Origin of the sequence: Brevibacillus sp. SYP-B805, assembly GCF_011059135.1 — a bacterium.
Taxonomy (GTDB): domain Bacteria; phylum Bacillota; class Bacilli; order Brevibacillales; family Brevibacillaceae; genus Brevibacillus_F.
Window position 1 is genome coordinate 58,158 of the sequence record NZ_JAALGD010000012.1, and the last position, 17,641, is coordinate 75,798.

Here is a 17,641-nt window from a genome sequence, read left to right on the forward strand (position 1 = left end):
GAGTCACCTCGCCATCGACAGGATGATTGCGGTGGCGGCCGCAACCGACAAGGCGGTGAGCACCGCCTCCACTCCCCGGGACACGCCCGCCATCAGGTCGCCTGCCATCAGGTCCCGCAGCGAGTTGGTGACGGCGATCCCGGGGAAGAGCGGCAGCATCGTGCCGATGATCATCAAATCCAGATGCAGATGGGGGAACAACCGGTACAGCAGAAAGACCACCATTCCCCCAAGAAAGGCGGCCAGAAACTCGGTAAAGATCTTCACCCGAAGATAGGCTTCCAGATAATAGACACTCACATTGACGATGATTCCCGCGAAAACGGTCGGCAGGATATCGAACCAGGTGGCGCCGATCAGCACGATAAAGGCGCCGCTCGCGATGCCGGCAGCCAGATTTTGCAGCCACCACGGATAAATCGGCTTCTTCCGATCGATTTCCTGCAGCTTCCGGTAAGCTTGGGCAAGCGTCATCTTGCCCGAGACAAACTTGCGTGACACGTCGTTTACCAGCGTGACTTTATGCAGATCAATCGTCCTGCTTGGCGTGCGGATCATCCGTGTGTAATCCTTGTCCATGCAGCGGTACGACATGATGAGGCACGTCGGTGTGACGAAGCTGTTCACATTGTCCATACCGGCGGCGCGGGCGATCAGCGCCATGGTTTCTTCCGCCCGGTATGTCTCGCCGCCGTTTTTCAATATGATTTCGCCTGCCAACAGGCAGGTATCCATCACCAGATCTCCGGACAAACCCATTCACACCCCTTACACCAACCGTCCGGCCCGGACTGACGCCGCGCCGGACGGTTCCCTCACAACATCGGGCCGGGCCCCGTATCAGAACCAGAAGCAATACAGCGTGCCGGCCAGCGTCAACAAAGAAGCAACAAACAAGCCGCCTAGAACCATACCGGCGGCAGAGCCCCGCTCCTTTTTCCGTCCGGAAGAGGAACGCAGCCGGATGGCCGTTACCATATCCCGCTTCATGGCCGCAGCATCCTTGTATATGCCCTGCAGCGCTTTCAACAGCGGCATCCGATAGGGATACAGGCCGTCGTTTTCCCGTATTATATCACAGAGCCGCGCAACCGTCCGGCCTTCCCGGGTGAATTTTTTCCATTGTTCGTCCGGAGTCATCAACCGTATGGTGATCACAGCGAGAGAAAAGAGATCGTACGAGGCTTCCGCTCGCCGATCCCCCGCCTGCCAGCCGCCCCGGTCGTACTCTTCGGTAAATTGGCGCACGGCGTTACCCTTTTTGGTAACGCCGCCGAAGTCAACGAGACGGACCTGTTTGTCGCCGTGGGTGACGATCACATTTTCCGGCTTCAAATCCCCAAACACCCAGCCCTGCGCATGCAGGATCTCCAACCGTGTCAGGAGCTGCACCGCCAGCACCGGCACCCATTCGCGGCCGACACGTCCGGCGTAACGGTCGAGGCGCTCTCCCTCCAGATATTCCATGCTGTAAAACGTGCAGGGCTTCCCGTCGATGAGCAGATCGTCCACGTCACACAAAAGCGGCCCGATCTTGACGTCTCGGACCTGCTGCACGCTTTTGAGCATATTCACTTCCATCAGCAGATCAAGCGGGTCGGTCCCGATCTTCACCGCCAGCTTCCGGCCCGCCTGTGTCGCCAGATAAACAGCGCCGTTCGCCCCTTGGCCCAAGGGGCGAATGACGCTGTACCGCTTGTGGTTCCATCTGCCGCTGAACTCTCTCGGCAGCGGAGGAAACGCAGATTTAGAATACATGGTCTTCCAGGTAGCCTTCCGAATCGTCTTCCGCTCTTTGGCCGGATTCGCGGCGGTAGCGATCGGCCAACGGCGCAGGAAGGGAGACGTGTTCGAACAGCGCGATCGCTTCCACGATCGCCGGTCCGGTCGGGGTGATCCCGCTGACGGCAAGCGAGCCGGTCAACTGATGCGCTTTCTCCACCTGATCCGTCCACGGGATACGGACATCCAGGTGCTGATGTTTTCCTGGAAATGAACAAACCGCCATCCGGCTCTCCCCGCTGCGGGAGCGCAGGCTGATGCTGAAATCGTGGATGGCCTGCTGGACGGCTGGAAGCTTGGTTTTCATGCTGGCGGAGGTATCCACCAGCATCACGACCTCCATGCTGCTTCTCTCGCCCAGTTCATCCACCATGCCGGCCACCTGTACCCGTTTTTCCGGCTCCAGACGCTCCAGGGTAGAATCTCCCAAAATATCTTTCAACTCTTTATTGACGACTTGATGGATGGTGCGGGTCATCGCCTTGCGCGTCAGCATCTGCACCGTCTGCGCCAGCTGCGTGGGGTAGACAATATCGCTCAGGCCGCCTCCCGCTTCCGCGATCTCGCGGATTTCCCGCTCTCCCTGCTCTCCCATCTCATGTCGGTCGATGACTCCGATCACGTTCACGGTGATGCCTTGTTCCCGTGCCAGCGATGCTGCAGCCACCGGGCTGATTCCCGCATTGGAGCAGCCGTCGGTCACCAACAGAATTTGCCGCAGCGTTGGTTGTTTCATCAACATTACCTCCCCGTCTACCATTTTTTCTATCAGTATCGACGGGGAGATCGGAAAACATACTATCGCTTTGGGGTATGGGGGGTTATATCAGCGGCTTTTGAATCAACGTGGAAAATTCAAAGGCATGCACATGGCCATCATCCCGGGTGGTCGTCCCTTTCACGAAATGAACATGTTTGCCGTTGCCGACGGGGATGGCAGGGCCCGTCAAGATGACCACTTCATGATGATGGTCAAAGAAGTCGGTATTGGTGAAGATGGCATGTACGTGGCTGTTGCCCCTGGGGATGACTCCGCCGGTTACGCCCGCGAACCGATGGTTGTGCCTCTCACTCCCCTGTTCCGCAAGCTTTGTGCTGCCAAGAAACTCGTGTACATGGGTCTGCCGGGTTTTTCGTTTCTTGTTGATCCAACGCTTTCCTGCCGCTCGAATCAACGTATAGCTCCTGATTTTAGCCATGATTTTCGTCCTTTCTGCCTTGGGTTGATACCATCTTATTTAGGCGGGCAAGGACGGTAGCTAGACATCTGTACCATTTTTTTCAAGATTTCGAACCTATGCGCCTTGTTCGGTTCGGGAGGCGTAGAGTTATCCGCCATGAGAAAACGCCCGAAGCGGGGATTCGGGCGTTTCAGATCTGTTTCGGATGCTTGCTGTCAACTTACGATGCGGGGCCGTTCCACCCGCTCCATCCCATGCACATGGATCGCGGACCACTGCGGCACAAATCTGTCGATCCGGGCGACCAGCACCGTCATGTCATCCACGATCTGCCCCGAATGCTGGTGGATCACCCGCTCCAGCAGCCGGTCGGCCAATTCCTGCGGATCGTCCGATTTCAGCTCGGAGATCAGCCTTTTCATCCACATCTGCCGGTTTTCGATATGGCGCGGAGCTTCATAAATGCCGTCCGACATCATGATCAGCAGATCGCCCGGCTTCAGCGTCCGCGTCTCGATGTCCACTTCAATCTCATCCAAAATGCCGACGGGCAGATTGTTGGCCGTGACGGTGATCACGTCCGAACCGCGTTTGATGAAGCTTGGGGTAGACCCGATCTTCACGAAGCGCGTGTGGGCCGTCTGCAGGTCAATCAGCGCCAGATCCACCGTGGCAAACATCTCATCGGTGGAGCGGAGGGCCAGGACCGAGTTGACGGTCTTGATGGACAGCTTCTCGTCCATGCCGGATTGCAGCAGCTGCTGCAGGATATCCAGGGCTGACTGGCTTTCCAGATAGGCGCGCTCGCCGTTGCCCATGCCGTCGCTGATCGCCAGCGCCATCTTGCCGTTCCCCAGATCCATCGTTTTGAAGCTGTCCCCGGAAAGGAGTTTCCCGTCTTTGGCCGCTCCCGCAACCCCGATATCGATCTCGTACGCCTTGGCCGACGCCAGGCACATCTTGCAGTACCCGTCCTTGAAGGCTTCGCACTGCCGTTCCTTGACCACGATGTTTTCCCCCAGGATTTCCGTCAGCAGCGGCGCCACGATCTTGGCGCATTCATCGCGGCCGTAGCAGGTGGGCTGGCTGATTTCAATATCCACCTTGCCTTCTTCCAGGCTGTGGATGTCCACGCGCCGGATGGACAGCCCCAACCCTTCCAGGGCGCGGCTTACCTGCTTTTCCTGAAAGCTCAGTTCGATCCCTTCCCGCTGGATCTCCTGGGCGAAATCGCTCATGACGCGGGATACGCCGGACAGCTGGTCGGCCACCAGCTTGCGGCTTTCCTGCACTTGTTTCTTCAGGAGGCTGTAGGTGAGAAAACGCTCGTACTCCTGTTCCATCACCGCCAGCACCTTCTCCGTTTTCACGCACTTGCGCTCCCAGTCGCGGGGAACGTCCACACCGGCCAGGGTACCGGACTCGTACATTTTGGCCATCATGGTGTGCATCGCCTGATACGTCGCCTGCGTCTCCCGCTCCCAGCACTGCTCTTTTTTCCAGCACTTCTGGCAGGTAAACTCCGTCACCCGGCTCAGGAACAGATCGACCTGCTCCTCTTTGGCGGCGGGCTCCGCCGTCTGGGCAAAGCTGCGGGAGAGCTGGGTAAACAGATCGGAGAATTGCCGGATTTTGCCCGCCGTCACATCGCGGATCCGGCGCATGTATTCCTGATGCGATTGCAGGTTCTCCGTCGTGCCAGGAATGAAGCTGGCCACTTTCTTCCAGACCATCGCCGGTGTCAGAATGAACAGGACGATGGCCAGCCCTGTTTCCACAAGGGAGAGGTAGAGCGTATCCTCCGCCCCGCCGTAGATGGCGAGGATGGCCGTGCCGATCAACAGGCCGGCGGAAACCCCCGCTTTCCCCCCTTCCTTCAGGAGGCCGGCCAACAGCCCGCTGAAGGCGAGCAGGTTGATCTGCTGCAGGGCGGCCACATTGGCAAGGCTCAGGATCAACCCGCTGACCACCCCGACCGCCGCGCCGATCGTTCCGCCGCCGGCGAAGGCAAACAGCAGCAGCAGATAACGTGACAGCACGTGCTCCATGGAGACGCCATCGACCACCCATCCGACGGTTCCGGTCATCAGCGACGCCAGCAGGATGACGAGCGAGACGATCTCTTCGTTTTTCAACGGTTCGTAGGGCTTGGCAAGATGCACGATAGAGAGCGCTTGAACAAAGATCAGCGTCAGGATGAAGCTGAGAACGGATTCGACCGCCACCATCACCAACCCGTACGTGGAGACCTGATTGGTGAGGGCATCAAACAACAGATGGCTCGCGAAGACCGTGAGCAACACCACCAGCGGCGTCCGGGAAAAATCCTTGCGGCGGAACCGCTCCGTCATGCGGCAGGCGACCAGGGCCACCGCCATGCTTACCACTGCTTCCAGCCCGTTGGGAACGGAATGGGAGAACGCCCCCGCCCCCAACGCAAACGCGCCGATCCACAAATGATCCCGCCGCACATAGTACATCACGATGAAATACGGTACCACAAAAGGGGTCAGCTCCTCCAGAATGAGGGCTCGTCCGAGCAAAAACCCCATGAACAGCGGGATCAGCTTCCACTTCTGGCCATATTCCGCGATCCTCTCTCCCCAGGACCCCGCGGTCTGCGTCCACTGCTGATTGAATTTATGCGTCCAGGCTTGTCCCGCATCGGAGACGTTTTTATTCACGATCATGCAAGCACCACCCCGTTCAGATTGTGTGGTTCCCATTATACGGAGCGGGGTTTGTAAAATTTGTCAAAAGATCGAGCGTTATTCCTGAAATCGTGCGACAAATTCCCTGTTCTCCTGAGGTTTTCGCGGCATCCCGGAATGAGCATCCGCTTACGCCCCGGTCTATGGCGAAAAGGCAAAAAAAATAACCGACGTTGGGCGTACAACGTCGGCCGGCAGGTGATTCGCGCTCGGTGAAACGGGCTTATAATATAGGTATTCGCCATCGATGCAAAAGAACCTTCCTTTTTTTCTCGCCAAATTGTGCAAATTTGTCAGGAATTTGGTTGGCCCGCCTTTTCCGGGCGGTCCTCAGCGTCCTCGCCCTTTTTTGTCCCAATTTTTGCGCAATGAAGATTGCCGGTCTTCACTATCTTTCAGAAAGCGGTTCAGCTTCTCCTCGAACCCTTCTCCCCGTTCGCGAGGCCCACGGGATGGCTTGTTTGGACGGTCAACGGCTTTCTTGATCGACAGGCCGATCTTGCCGTCCCGAATGTTCAGCACCTTGACCGTCACGATGTCACCCACCTTGAGATGCTCGTGGATATCCGTGACATACGTGTCGGCGATCTCGCTGATGTGAACGAGGCCGGTCTCCCCGTCTGGCAGCTCCACAAATGCTCCAAACTTCGTTATGCCTGTCACTTTTCCTACCACTTTGCTGCCTACCTCGATGGCCATGAACGCGGCAAGCCTCCCTCATGCACATGAATGAATACGTTGGGGAATATGGATTATTCGGGCAGCACGTAGATTTTTTCGCCCGGTTTCGATAAGAAGAAATGTTTGCGGGCCAATTCGGCGATGTATTCCTTGTCATTCAATCGGCTCACTTTGTAGGAGAGTTCGGCCTGCTGCTGCTGAACAGCCGCCGCTTCCTGCTTCAACTGCTCCAGTTCGCTTTCCTTTTCGGACAGGATGTCGCTTTGCAAATAGGCGGTATAGCCCGTCCATACGGAAAAGCACAGTACAAAAAACAGGACAAGCCGGATTCTGCGCCTTTGACCTTGTTTGTTTGGTTGGGAGGGGCTGCTCATCATGCTCGTTACGCCACCTTTGCCGTGATTAATCCTGTTTTTTTCTTGATCGTATCCATTTCTTCACATCCGCCCAAAATCCTTTTCCCTGCTGGTGCATTTTTCTTCCTACATTATGCCCCCATTTTTGCGCAGGAGCAATGAGTATTCGCACTATTTTCCAGAAAAAAAGCAGCACCGCCGTCACGACCGACAGCACCAACTCCAGCAGCATGAGGATCAGCCGGTAGAGGAACAGGACGGGGCGGACAAGAACCGTATCGATGATCATGACGATCGTCCTGTACAACCACTGACAAAATTTTATCACGGTGTGAAGAAATTGAACATATCTTCGGCTTCCGATCACAAAATAGAGCCAGGCTCCGCCAAACAGGCCGAAAAAAATCGGAAAGCGGACAACACCATCGTTGACGCGGACCAGAACTCCAAACACAAACAAGGCGCTGGCGATCCAGAACAGGAGATCCAGGAAAAAGACCAGCCACAGGGGAAAACGCCCTTTTCCTTTGAACACCTGGTAGGTGTCATACCCCATGCCCATCAACAGCCCGCAGGCAGACATGGAGAGAAGCGTTTGAAACTGTGTCCCGATGCTCACTTGAACAATTTGCCGAAGAATCCCCGCGAGCGGTCCCCGGCCTGCCCCTGTTCAAGATAGCCCATTTCGTGCACCAACCCCTCGATGGCCACTTCTCCTGTTTCCAGGCTCAGATTCTTCATATGCAGGTTCTGGCCGCGAATCGTCAAAAAGCCCGCTTCCGTCTCCAGCAGGAACTCTTCGCTGTCGAAGCTTTCCACATTTTTCACCCCGGAAATCGCCAGGCTGCGGCGATTGATCATCACGATCTCATGGCGCGGCCGCTTGGTATGGTCGTTCATCTCATGCCCTCCTCACAAACCGGTTCTTGTACCATGGTATGGAGGGGGATGTCCGTTTAGAACAGGACCATCCCGACAAATCCTGTACAATGCATGCTGGAAATCTATTGTATAATAGGGCAGGAAGGCTGAAAGGTTGGACGAAGAGAAGACGGAGGTTGCTGATGAAACGAGTATGCGTATTTGCCGGTTCCAATGCCGGTCTGCTGCCAGATTATGAACAAAAAGCCGCAGAACTGGGGCGGCTGCTGGCTGAAAACGGACTGGAGCTTGTCTATGGAGGGTCCAGGATCGGACTGATGGGGCGCGTCGCCGATAACGTGTTGACGGCGGGCGGGAAAGCGATCGGCGTGATGCCGCGCAACCTGTTTCGCGGGGAGATCGCGCACACCGGCCTGACCGAATTTCACGAAGTGGGGAACATGCACGAACGGAAAGCCCTGATGACCGAACTGGCCGACGCCTGCATTGCCCTGCCCGGCGGGTTCGGCACGTTTGAAGAGCTTTTTGAGGCGGTCAGTTGGCTGCAGCTGGGCATTCACAGCAAGCCGGTCGGCATTCTGAACGTCCGGGGGTATTACGACCCGCTGATCGAGATGATCAAGAATGCCGTGAAAGCCGGTTTCATGCCGGAGACCCATACAGAATTGATCATCGTGGAGAGTGAACCGGCCACCCTGCTTGACAGACTGCGTGATTACACCCCGCCTGCCTACGCACACAAATGGACGGAGCTGCCGCCGGAAGAGACACGTTAACGCTCCTCCAGAGCGAGGCGACTACCTTCGCCACGGACTGATGACAAACTTCTGTTAGAGTCATGGCATGATGGGGCCAAGCGAGCTCCTTTGACGACCGACTCAGCGAAGAAACGAAGACGCGGGAGCACTGGGGGCGTGAGTCTCACTTCGCTGAAACACCCAGATGTTGAGCCCCCAGCCCGCGTCGCGTTTCGGAGTGGACATTGCAGGCTTCTTTGCGGGTCGTCAAGAGAGCGAGCAGGAACCATCATCCATGATAGATCGACTTTGTCTGCTCACGAAGACGACTACCCCCGCAGGTAGTCGTCTTCTTCCTTCTCATCGCGCGGCACCGGCACTTCGCCGATCACCTGGTACAGGGTGGCGGCTTCTTCCTTGCGCGGATTTTCCTTGATATCCTCCACTTTCACGACCACGATTTTCTGGCCGAAGCGGATCGACAGCTTGTCGCCGATCTTCACGGTGCTCGAAGCCTTCGCCGGCCGGTCGTTGATTTCCACGCGCCCCTGGTCGCACACGTCTTTGGCCAGCGTGCGCCGCTTGATCAGGCGCGATACCTTCAGATACTTGTCCAGTCTCATCCCTGTTACCTCCTCACCCGCTGCTTCGCTTCTTCCCACCAACGGTCCATCTCGGCCAAATCCGTCTCCTCGAAGGTCCGGTTGGCTTCCCGCAGCTTCTGTTCAATATAGGCAAACCGCCGTTGAAACTTGCGGTTGGTCATGCGCAGCGCCTCTTCCGGATCGATCTGGTAGAAGCGGGCCAGATTGACGACGGCAAAGAGCAGATCCCCCAGCTCGCCGGCCCGCTCTTCTTCCGACGCCTGCCGCACTTCCCGGTATTCCTCTTCCACCTTGCGATACACGTCCGCCACGTCTTCCCAGTCAAAGCCGACAGCGGCGGCTTTTTTCTGCAGCTTGCAGGCGTACATCAAGGCTGGCAGCTCGCGCGGAATGCCGGCCAGCACGGAGCGGGCGGATGCCTCCTCCCCTTTGGCCGCTTTCTCCTGGGCCTTGATCGCTTCCCAGTTGGCAAACGCCTCGTCGGCATCGCGCGCCGCTTTTTCGCCGAAGACGTGGGGATGGCGCCGGATCAGTTTTTCATTGAGGCCGGCGATCACATCCTCGACGGTGAAAAAGCCGTCTTCCGCCGCCATTTGCGAATGGAGCATGATCTGCAGCAGCAGATCGCCCAGTTCTTCGCGCATGGCATCCGGATCGTCGTCGTCAATCGTCTCCAGCACCTCGTACGCTTCCTCGATCAGATTCTTGCGGATGCTTTGATGCGTCTGTTCGCGGTCCCATGGACAGCCTTCGGGGCTGCGCAGGATGGCCACGATTTCCTTCAGGTAGGCGAACTGCCGATTGCGTACCGCCGCTTCCCGGGTCGGGGGTACGTAGACGAGCGACAGGTTGCCCAGGTGTTGGACGCGATCCAGTTCATACAGCGGCACGGTCTCCACCCGTTCCAGACCCGCCGCTCCTACCGCCGTTGCGACCGTGACCGGATATTCATCCGGGAAAACCTCCATCAGCGTCAGCTTGGTATCGGAGGCGACCATTTTGTCGTATACCTGGGCGATCACCGTATGCAGAAGCGGATTCACCTGTTCCGCTTTCAGGGCGGTGGCGTCGAGCAGGGCGAATCCTTCGATCGGATCGATCCGCAAGCGGGCAAACAGCGGATCCAGGAAGCTCTGCCCGCCCTCGACCTCCACCGCTGTCTCCCGCTTGGGTCCTTCCTCCAGCAGCAGCTGCACCGTCCGCTCAGCGACCAGCGGATGGCCCGGCACGGCATAGACGATCTCGCCCTTCTCTCGGGCCGCCTGCAGCAGCAGGTCGGCGATCTCGGTATACACCGCGTCAAAATCGCCGTGTTTCTCATAAATGGCATCAAACGCGGTAAAGGTGATGCCCTCCTGACGAAGCTGGGCGACAACGGGATGTTCCTCCGTCCGCAAATAAAGGTGGTTCGCCTCTTTCAGCGTCCGGTAGATTCCCATGGGCAGCTGCTCCAGGGTTCCCGCTCCCAGCCCGACGATCCGGATTGCTGGCATTTGTTTCGACTCCCTTCTGTGTTATTCGGAACGCAGGAGATGAAGCCGCGTCAGCAGGGAAACGAGCCGTCCCCCTTTGGGCAGAAAACGCAGGTCTTCCTCCGTGAGCCCTCCCGTCTTCAACAGGGCAAGCAGATAAACGAGCGCTCCCGTTCCCACCGCCAACAGCGCAACCAGTGTTTGCAGCAGGCGGGTGGAGCTGATCATCTCCTGCAGCACCGTGGAAGCCGCCCACTCTATGACAAGAACCGCCACCACCATGATCAGGGCGGCGATCAAGGGACGGCCCAGTATTTTGCGAAACCGGATGACCGCGCCGGTGTACCGGACAATGCCCTTCATATTGAGCAGCATGGCCACCAGATAGGCGATGACCGTGGCGAAAGCCGCACCGGCGATCCCGGCGAACGGAATCAGCAGCAGATTCAGCCCCAGCTTGACCACCACGCCGACAAAGAGATGGCGGGCCGGCAGCATGACCCGTCCCAAGCCCTGCAGGATGCCGGAGGTGGCGATGGACAGGGTGGCAAACAAAATGGTAAAGGCCTGGATGGCCAACGCCTCGGTTCCCTTCGCATCCCCGTACAGCATCACATTAACCGGCTCGGCCAGCAGCGCCAGCCCAAAGGAGGCCGGCAGCCCCAACAGGCTGGTCAGGCGCAGAGCCACTTCGGTTCTCTCCGCGATCACTTTGTGGTGTCCCTGAGCCGCCGCCTCACTGATCGCGGGCACCAACGCCAGGGAAAGAGATGTGGCAAAAAACGTGCCGAATTGAATAAGCGGCTGGCCGCGATCAAACGCCCCTTTCACGACTTTGGCCATTTCTTCATCCATGCCGCTGTACTGCAGCAGATTGACCACCGTGACGGAATCCACCAGCGGGATCAGCGGGAGCACCAATGCCCCCAGACAAATGGGCAGCGCATAATACAAGAGGCTGTGCAGCACCTGCCGCGTGGTCCAGCTGTCTGCCGCAGACGCAGGCGAAATCTCACCATCGAGGGCACCGGCCTGCAGCCGAGAATGCTTCCGCCAGTAGTAGGCCAGCACCGCCACCGCCGCCAAGGCACCCGGGAACGCGGCAAACACCGCGCCTGTGCCCGCCAGATAGGCATCGTGGTACACCATCATTCCCCAATAGGCGGCGATCAGGATAAAGATGACGCGCACCAGCTGTTCCACCACCTGCGAAACGCCGGTGGGCATCATGTTCTGCTGTCCCTGAAAATAACCGCGCATGATGGCGGCAATGGGAACCAGCGGCAGCGACCAGGCTACCGCGCGAAGCGGCATGGTCAAATGTTCATCTCCCATAAAAGCGGCGACAAGCGGCGCTCCCCCGAAGAGCAGGAGAAAGAAGACGAAGCCCAGCACCAGCAGCGAAAGGCTGGCGACGCGGTAAGCCTTGCGCGCGCCATATGTATCCCCCAGAGCCAGCCGCTCGGACACGATCTTGGAGATCGCGATGGGAAAGCCGGCGGTTGCCAGGATCAGCAGGGTGGTATACAGCGGATACACCTGCATGTACACATACAGCCCGATATCGCCGGCGATATTTTGATACGGAATCCGATAGACGGCGCCCAACAGCTTGGACAAAAGACCTGCGATCCCAAGGATGGCCGCCCCTTTTACAAAATGAACCGAACTTCTCTCTGCTGTCATGTCACGCTTGTTCTCCTCTCGAGCCAAAAGCCATTAAGCTTTGTCCATTATAGCACAAGGGGCGATACTAAGAAAAAACAGCCTCGCGGACGCGAGGCTGCTCGATGTTACTGCTCCATCTGTTTGGCTAGAAAACCGGCGGCGGTCTCCGCCATCTTCACTTCCAATTCGCTCATCTTGGCGGTTTCGGTTTTGCTGAGGAGAATGACGGCACCGATCGGATCGCCGCCCGCCACAATCGGGGCGATCACAAACGACGAATACTGTTCATTCATGTCGCGGCAGATCTCATACTGTCCCGTGTTCTTCTCCACCCGGCTCTTCCGGTCTTCCAGGCATTTCTCCACGAGATTGCCAATCGGTTTTTCCAAATATTCCTTCTTGGATGCACCGGCCACGGCGATCACACTGTCCCGGTCGGATATCAGCACAATGTGATTCAAGCTCTCATAGAGGGAATCGGCATATTCCTTTGCAAAGTCGCCCAACTCACCAATCGGCGAATATTTCTTCAAAATCACTTCCCCATCACGGTCAACAAAAATCTCAAGAGGGTCGCCTTCACGAATACGCAGCGTACGGCGGATCTCTTTGGGAATCACGACCCGTCCGAGGTCGTCGATACGACGAACGATACCAGTTGCTTTCATACTCTTGTTGCCTCGCTTTCCTGAGAATTTGGGTTGTGAGTCATTTTCAGGTTACCTGTATTTTTTCCTTTCCAGCTAATTTTAACTATCCGATGGACGCCTCAAAGTTTTCCAGTACTCCTGCACTCTCCCCCGGGCGGTAGCGAGTGAGTATAGTATTCTCCACGTTTGCAAGAATATGCGAGCAGACGAAAAAACAGGGAATCGTCCCCCGATCCCCTGTTTGTTCCTCAGCCGGCCTGTTTCGGCTGCGGAATATTCCATTTGGTAATCAGCTTGTCCAGCTCGCCCTGAACGAATTCCCCATACTTGGTTTCCAGCGCTTGCTGGCGCATTTGGTCTTTCGCCTCGGCGAAGCTTTTTACTTTACGATCCTCGACACGCATCACATGGTAGCCGTAATCGGTCTTCACCGGTTCGCTCACCTGACCGATCGGCAGGGTGAGCGCCGCATTTTTGAATTCCGGCACCCACTGATTCACATCGGCGTCCTTGTACAGACCGCCTTCTTCCTTGCTGCCGGGGTCATCCGAATACTGCTTCGCCAGCGCGGCAAAGTCTTCCCCCTTCTTGATGCGGGCAATCAGTTCATTGGCCAGTTTCAGCGCTTCTTCCGGTTTCCGCGATTCCGTCGAAATCAGGATGTGACGGACAGAGGCGGTCGTGAACTGCGCTTTGTCCGCCTGGTCGTACTGCTTTTGCAGCTCGGCATCCGTGATTCCCTGTTTCAACACGCCGATCGAATCGTTGATCAGCGCCATCTGGGAGACAACCAGTTCCCGGGTAAGCCCCTGGTTTTGCATCAGCTTGTCAAAGGCTCCCGCGTCTTTGCCCAGCATGGCGATATACTGGCTTTTCACCTTGTCAAACGTTTTCTCCGCCGTATTCTGCGATTCCTTGCGAATGGCATCGTCAGCCCGGGCCGCCAGGATTTTGGTTGCAGTAAATTCGCGGGCAAAGTTTTTCAAGGATTCCTGGTCAGCGGCTTCAATCATTTCACGCTGCTGCGGATTCAGGAAGCTGATCGTCCGCAGAAAGTCTTCAAATTCCTTTGCCGTCAGCTTGCCGCCCTGATATTCCGTAATGGTAGCATTCGGCTCCACGGTATAGGGCAGCTTGAGCGCCGGAAACTGGGACAAGGGATCCTCAGGATTAGCCGCTTGCTCGCCGCCTTGGGCAGGCTGGGTTTGGGCCGGCGTGTTGGTCGCCGCCTTCTGGTCATTTCCGCATGCCGTTACGATGACAGCCAGTGCAAGCACCGACACCATGATCACGGTTGTGATTCGTTTCATATCCATCATTCTCCCTTCTTCCAACACCCCGGTCACATGACCGGACTGCCGGAACCGGTGTCTTTGCGCACCATGTGAAATTCGCTGAGCAGTTTTTCCACCAGCTTGACGCCTTCTTCCTCGCTCAACCCTTTTACTTTAACAGTTATGGTGAGCTGTTGTCCACCTATCAGACCGACGCGCCGTCCCCAATCGCTGGTCAGGGCAAACAGGGCGCCCCCGTCGATATTGTTGTTCTGGCTGGGATGCAGGCTGATTTTGATGACGTCCGGATCTTTCTGGCTGATCTCCGTGATGTGGTGCTGCAGGGCATAAACCCGCAGGCGGGAAATCAACAGCAGATTCTCCACGGGCTTCGGCAGATCGCCGAAGCGGTCCTCCAGTTCTTCCGCCAGGTCGGCCACATCCTCCAGGGTGGATGCCGCGACAAACTTTTTGTACATTTCGATCTTCTGGCGGCTGTCGGTGATGTACGTGGACGGGATATAGGCGTCGAGATGCAGGTTGATTTCCACGGGGGAAGCCGTCTCCTGCTTGACCTCCCCTTTCAATTCGTCGATCGCTTCTTTCAGCATCTGGCTGTACAAGTCAAAACCGACGGAATTGATGAAACCGTGCTGCTCCGCGCCCAGCAGGTTCCCCGCCCCGCGAATGGCGAGGTCGCGCATGGCGATTTTGAAGCCGGAGCCCAGTTCGGTAAATTCCTTGATCGCCTGCAGCCGTTTTTCCGCAACTTCCGACAGCACTTTGTCCCGCTGATAGGTGAAATAGGCATAGGCGATGCGGTTGGAGCGTCCGACGCGCCCGCGCAGCTGGTACAGCTGGGAGAGGCCCATGCGATCCGCATTGTAGATGATCAGGGTGTTCACGTTCGGGATATCCACCCCTGTCTCAATGATCGTGGTGCTCACCAGCACGTCCGAGTTGCCTTCCAGGAAGTCGAGAATGACGCTCTCCAGCTCTCCCTCGTTCATCTGGCCGTGGGCCACTGCGACGCGGGCATCGGGAACGAGCGCTGCGATCTGTTCCGCCATCTGTTCGATGCCCTGGACCATGTTGTACAGGAAAAACACCTGCCCGCCGCGCGCCAGCTCCCGCTCAATCGCCTCCCGCACCAGGGAAGGGCTGTACTCCATGACATAGGTCTGCACGGGGAACCGGTTTTCCGGCGGCGTCTCGATGACGGACAAGTCCCGCACGCCGATCATCGACATGTGCAGCGTCCGTGGAATCGGGGTGGCGGTCAGCGTCAGGACATCCACGTTGGTTTTCAGCTGCTTCAGTTTTTCCTTGTGGCTGACCCCGAACCGCTGCTCCTCATCGACGATCAAAAGGCCCAGATCCCGGAACTGGATGTCTTTGGACAACAGGCGGTGCGTGCCGATCACCACATCCACCGTGCCATCCTTCAACCCCTTGATCGTCGCCGTCTGCTCCTTGCGGGTGCGGAAACGGCTCAACACGTCGACGCGGATGGGAAAGTCGGCAAAACGCTCGCGGAACGTTTCATAATGCTGCTGGGCCAAAATCGTGGTCGGCACCAGCACCGCCACCTGCTTGCCGTCCATCACGGCCTTGAAGGCTGCCCGGATCGCCACCTCCGTCTTGCCGTAGCCTACGTCCCCACATACAAGACGATCCATCGGCCGGGTTCGTTCCATATCCGCCTTGACCTCATTGATGGCCCGCAGCTGATCGGGCGTCTCCTGATACGGGAACATGGCCTCGAATTCCCGCTGTTCCTCGGTATCCGGCGAAAAGGCGTGCCCGACGGCCGCCTCCCTTGCCGCATACAGTTTGATCAGATCCTCCGCGATGTCTTTCACGGAAGATTTCACCTTGTTCTTGACGCGCTTCCACTCGCTGCCCCCAAGGCTGTAGATCTTCGGTTCGTTCTCCTCGCTGCCCACATATTTCTGCACGTGGTCGATCTGCTCGATCGGCACGAACAGGCTGTCTCCGCCCGCATAGCGAATGTGCAGATAATCTTTATGAATGCCCAGGATTTCCTTGGTTTCGATGCCCAGATATTTGCCGATCCCGTGATTGATATGAACGACATAATCCCCCGGTTTCAATTCCAGGTAATTCTTGATCCGCTCGGCGTTGCTCATCGTCTGCTGCACTTTGCGCGCCTTGCGCTGCTTGGCGGTAAATACCTCCCCTTCGGTAATCACCACCAGCTTGTTCATGGGCAGCTCGAAGCCCGTCTGCAGGTTGCCGATCAGGATCGTCGGCCGTGCGGGCGGGATCGTCTCCGCTTTGTCCAGCAGCAGATCCGCTTCCATGCCATAATCATGCAGAACGCGCTCCAGCCGCTTGGCCCGTTCGGCATCCGCAGCGACGAATACGATTCGGTCCTGCGATTTGATCCAGCGTGCCAGCTCGGTCTTGAGCACGTTCATCTGGCCGTGAAAATTCTGCATAGTCCGGCATGTCCAGTTGACGATGTTCTGCGGCTGCGTCCTCGGCGTCTGGCGCAGGAAGAGCGACATGTAGATGATCTGGCGGCCGCGCTGCATGACAAGGTCGTCGTAGGTGCGCGACAGGCTGAGATTGGCCATGAATTCGCCTTCCGCGATCCGGGCCGTCATCCATTCCGCTTCTTCTTTCTGCAATTGGGCCGCCGTTTCCAGCACGCGGGACGGCTCATCGATGATCAGCACCGTCTCCTTGGGCATATAGGACAAGATCGTTTCATTGGACGGATAGATGGCGGAGATGTAGGCGTACAGGTGCGGAAGCCGCTGCCCTTGCTGCATCAGCTCCGCATCCCCCCCGATCCGGCTGACCATCTTCTCCTTTGCCTTGCTGTCCTTCAGCTTGTCAATCGCTTCGCCCAGCTTTTTCTCCAGGCGCAGCGCCGACTCCTGCAGATGCGCCGTAGAGACGATCATCTCCTTGACCGGACCGATGGTATAGGATTGGACGCTTTCATGGGAGCGCTGCGTCACCATGTCAAAGGTCCGGATGGAGTCGATCTCCACGTCGAACAGTTCAATGCGGATCGGCCATTCGGCGTCGATCGGGTACAGGTCGATGATCCCCCCGCGGACGCTCATCTCCCCTTTGCGCTCCACCATCTCGACGCGCTCATACCCCAATGCGATCAAGCTTTGCAAAAAGGCCTCCACATCCAGCTCATCCCCGACCTTCAGGGTAAGCTGCGCCTCTTTCCACACTTCCGGAGGAACCACCAGCCGGCGCAGCCCGGCAAAAGGCACAACCAAAATACCCGTAAAGCCCTGGGCCAAACGGTTGAACACATGGATGCGCTGCGCCAGCATCTCCGGACTGGCGATGGCCAGCTCCGCCCCGACCAGTTCATTGGCCGGAAATAACAGCACCTGATCGTCAGGCACCAGCTCCAGCAAATCTTCGTATACTTTCTGCGCCTGGAACATATTGTGCGTAACCACACAGATGGGCCGCTCCGCCGTCTGGTAGAGGGCCGCCATCAGCGCTTGCCGGGAGGAGCCCGCCAGCCCCGATACGAGCTGTTCATGCAGCCCCCGTGTCAAACCGGCGACAATCGTCCCAAACTGGGAATCCTCTTTGATCGGATTAATGATGACCTGCATCTATACGTCTCCTCTCCGGACTAAC

The 17,641-nt window shown here is 57.4% G+C and carries 16 protein-coding genes; 1 reads left to right on the plus strand and 15 read right to left on the minus strand.

Going from position 1 to position 17,641, the window contains the following annotated elements:
• Positions 1-3 precede the first annotated feature (3 nt).
• From G3578_RS14960 to yabP, 9 genes are all read right to left on the minus strand, one after another.
• Positions 4-753 carry a threonine/serine exporter family protein gene (locus G3578_RS14960; protein ID WP_165213860.1) on the minus strand — a complete coding sequence of 250 codons (750 nt, stop codon included), beginning with the start codon at positions 751-753 and terminating at the stop codon, positions 4-6.
• 87 nt (positions 754-840) lie between these two features.
• Positions 841-1,758, minus strand: coding sequence for a serine/threonine protein kinase (locus tag G3578_RS14965; protein ID WP_206529713.1), 918 nt, complete (start codon positions 1,756-1,758; stop codon positions 841-843).
• Positions 1,748-2,518, minus strand: coding sequence for a vWA domain-containing protein (locus G3578_RS14970; RefSeq protein WP_165213764.1), 771 nt, complete (start codon positions 2,516-2,518; stop codon positions 1,748-1,750). Before G3578_RS14970 ends, G3578_RS14965 begins: the two co-directional genes overlap by 11 nt.
• Positions 2,519-2,603: 85 nt before the next feature.
• Entirely contained in the window at positions 2,604-2,981 is a 378-nt protein-coding gene (locus G3578_RS14975; protein ID WP_165213765.1) for a YmaF family protein, read from the minus strand.
• A 197-nt stretch (positions 2,982-3,178) separates the two neighbouring features.
• Positions 3,179-5,653: a stage II sporulation protein E gene (spoIIE, locus tag G3578_RS14980; RefSeq protein WP_165213766.1), complete on the minus strand. Its 2,475-nt coding sequence runs from the start codon at positions 5,651-5,653 to the stop codon at positions 3,179-3,181.
• 351 nt (positions 5,654-6,004) lie between these two features.
• Positions 6,005-6,373 carry a S1 RNA-binding domain-containing protein gene (locus tag G3578_RS14985; protein ID WP_165213767.1) on the minus strand — a complete coding sequence of 123 codons (369 nt, stop codon included), beginning with the start codon at positions 6,371-6,373 and terminating at the stop codon, positions 6,005-6,007.
• A gap of 53 nt (positions 6,374-6,426) precedes the next feature.
• On the minus strand, positions 6,427-6,732 hold the full coding sequence (locus G3578_RS14990) for an FtsB family cell division protein (RefSeq protein WP_165213768.1): 306 nt from the start codon (positions 6,730-6,732) through the stop codon (positions 6,427-6,429).
• Between the two features lie 25 nt (positions 6,733-6,757).
• Positions 6,758-7,330 carry a spore cortex biosynthesis protein YabQ gene (gene yabQ / locus G3578_RS14995; RefSeq protein WP_165213769.1) on the minus strand — a complete coding sequence of 191 codons (573 nt, stop codon included), beginning with the start codon at positions 7,328-7,330 and terminating at the stop codon, positions 6,758-6,760.
• Positions 7,327-7,611, minus strand: coding sequence for a sporulation protein YabP (gene yabP, locus G3578_RS15000; protein ID WP_165213770.1), 285 nt, complete (start codon positions 7,609-7,611; stop codon positions 7,327-7,329). Before yabP ends, yabQ begins: the two co-directional genes overlap by 4 nt.
• Before the next feature lie 164 nt (positions 7,612-7,775).
• On the opposite strand from yabP, the gene G3578_RS15005 reads away from it, so the two are divergent.
• Positions 7,776-8,369 (plus strand): LOG family protein, encoded by a 594-nt coding sequence (locus G3578_RS15005; RefSeq protein WP_165213771.1) that lies wholly within the window; start codon positions 7,776-7,778, stop codon positions 8,367-8,369.
• Positions 8,370-8,659: 290 nt separating this feature from the next.
• Here the strand turns inward: G3578_RS15005 and G3578_RS15010 are convergent, their stop codons facing one another.
• The 6 genes from G3578_RS15010 to mfd all read right to left on the minus strand — a co-directional run bounded on the left by G3578_RS15010 (position 8,660) and on the right by mfd (position 17,616).
• Complete coding sequence (locus tag G3578_RS15010) at positions 8,660-8,953, minus strand: RNA-binding S4 domain-containing protein (RefSeq protein WP_165213772.1); 294 nt, start codon at positions 8,951-8,953, stop codon at positions 8,660-8,662.
• Between the two features lie 5 nt (positions 8,954-8,958).
• The gene (yabN, locus tag G3578_RS15015; RefSeq protein ID WP_165213773.1) at positions 8,959-10,428 is read right to left on the minus strand and encodes a bifunctional methyltransferase/pyrophosphohydrolase YabN; all 1,470 of its coding nucleotides are present in this window, start codon (positions 10,426-10,428) and stop codon (positions 8,959-8,961) included.
• 21 nt (positions 10,429-10,449) lie between these two features.
• Positions 10,450-12,093 carry a putative polysaccharide biosynthesis protein gene (locus G3578_RS15020; RefSeq protein WP_165213774.1) on the minus strand — a complete coding sequence of 548 codons (1,644 nt, stop codon included), beginning with the start codon at positions 12,091-12,093 and terminating at the stop codon, positions 10,450-10,452.
• 107 nt (positions 12,094-12,200) lie between these two features.
• Positions 12,201-12,743: a stage V sporulation protein T gene (gene spoVT / locus G3578_RS15025; protein WP_165213775.1), complete on the minus strand. Its 543-nt coding sequence runs from the start codon at positions 12,741-12,743 to the stop codon at positions 12,201-12,203.
• Positions 12,744-12,973: 230 nt separating this feature from the next.
• Positions 12,974-14,035, minus strand: a complete 1,062-nt coding sequence (locus tag G3578_RS15030; protein ID WP_165213776.1) for a peptidylprolyl isomerase — start codon at positions 14,033-14,035, stop codon at positions 12,974-12,976.
• Between the two features lie 32 nt (positions 14,036-14,067).
• Positions 14,068-17,616 (minus strand): transcription-repair coupling factor, encoded by a 3,549-nt coding sequence (gene mfd, locus G3578_RS15035; RefSeq protein ID WP_165213777.1) that lies wholly within the window; start codon positions 17,614-17,616, stop codon positions 14,068-14,070.
• Positions 17,617-17,641: the final 25 nt, after the last annotated feature.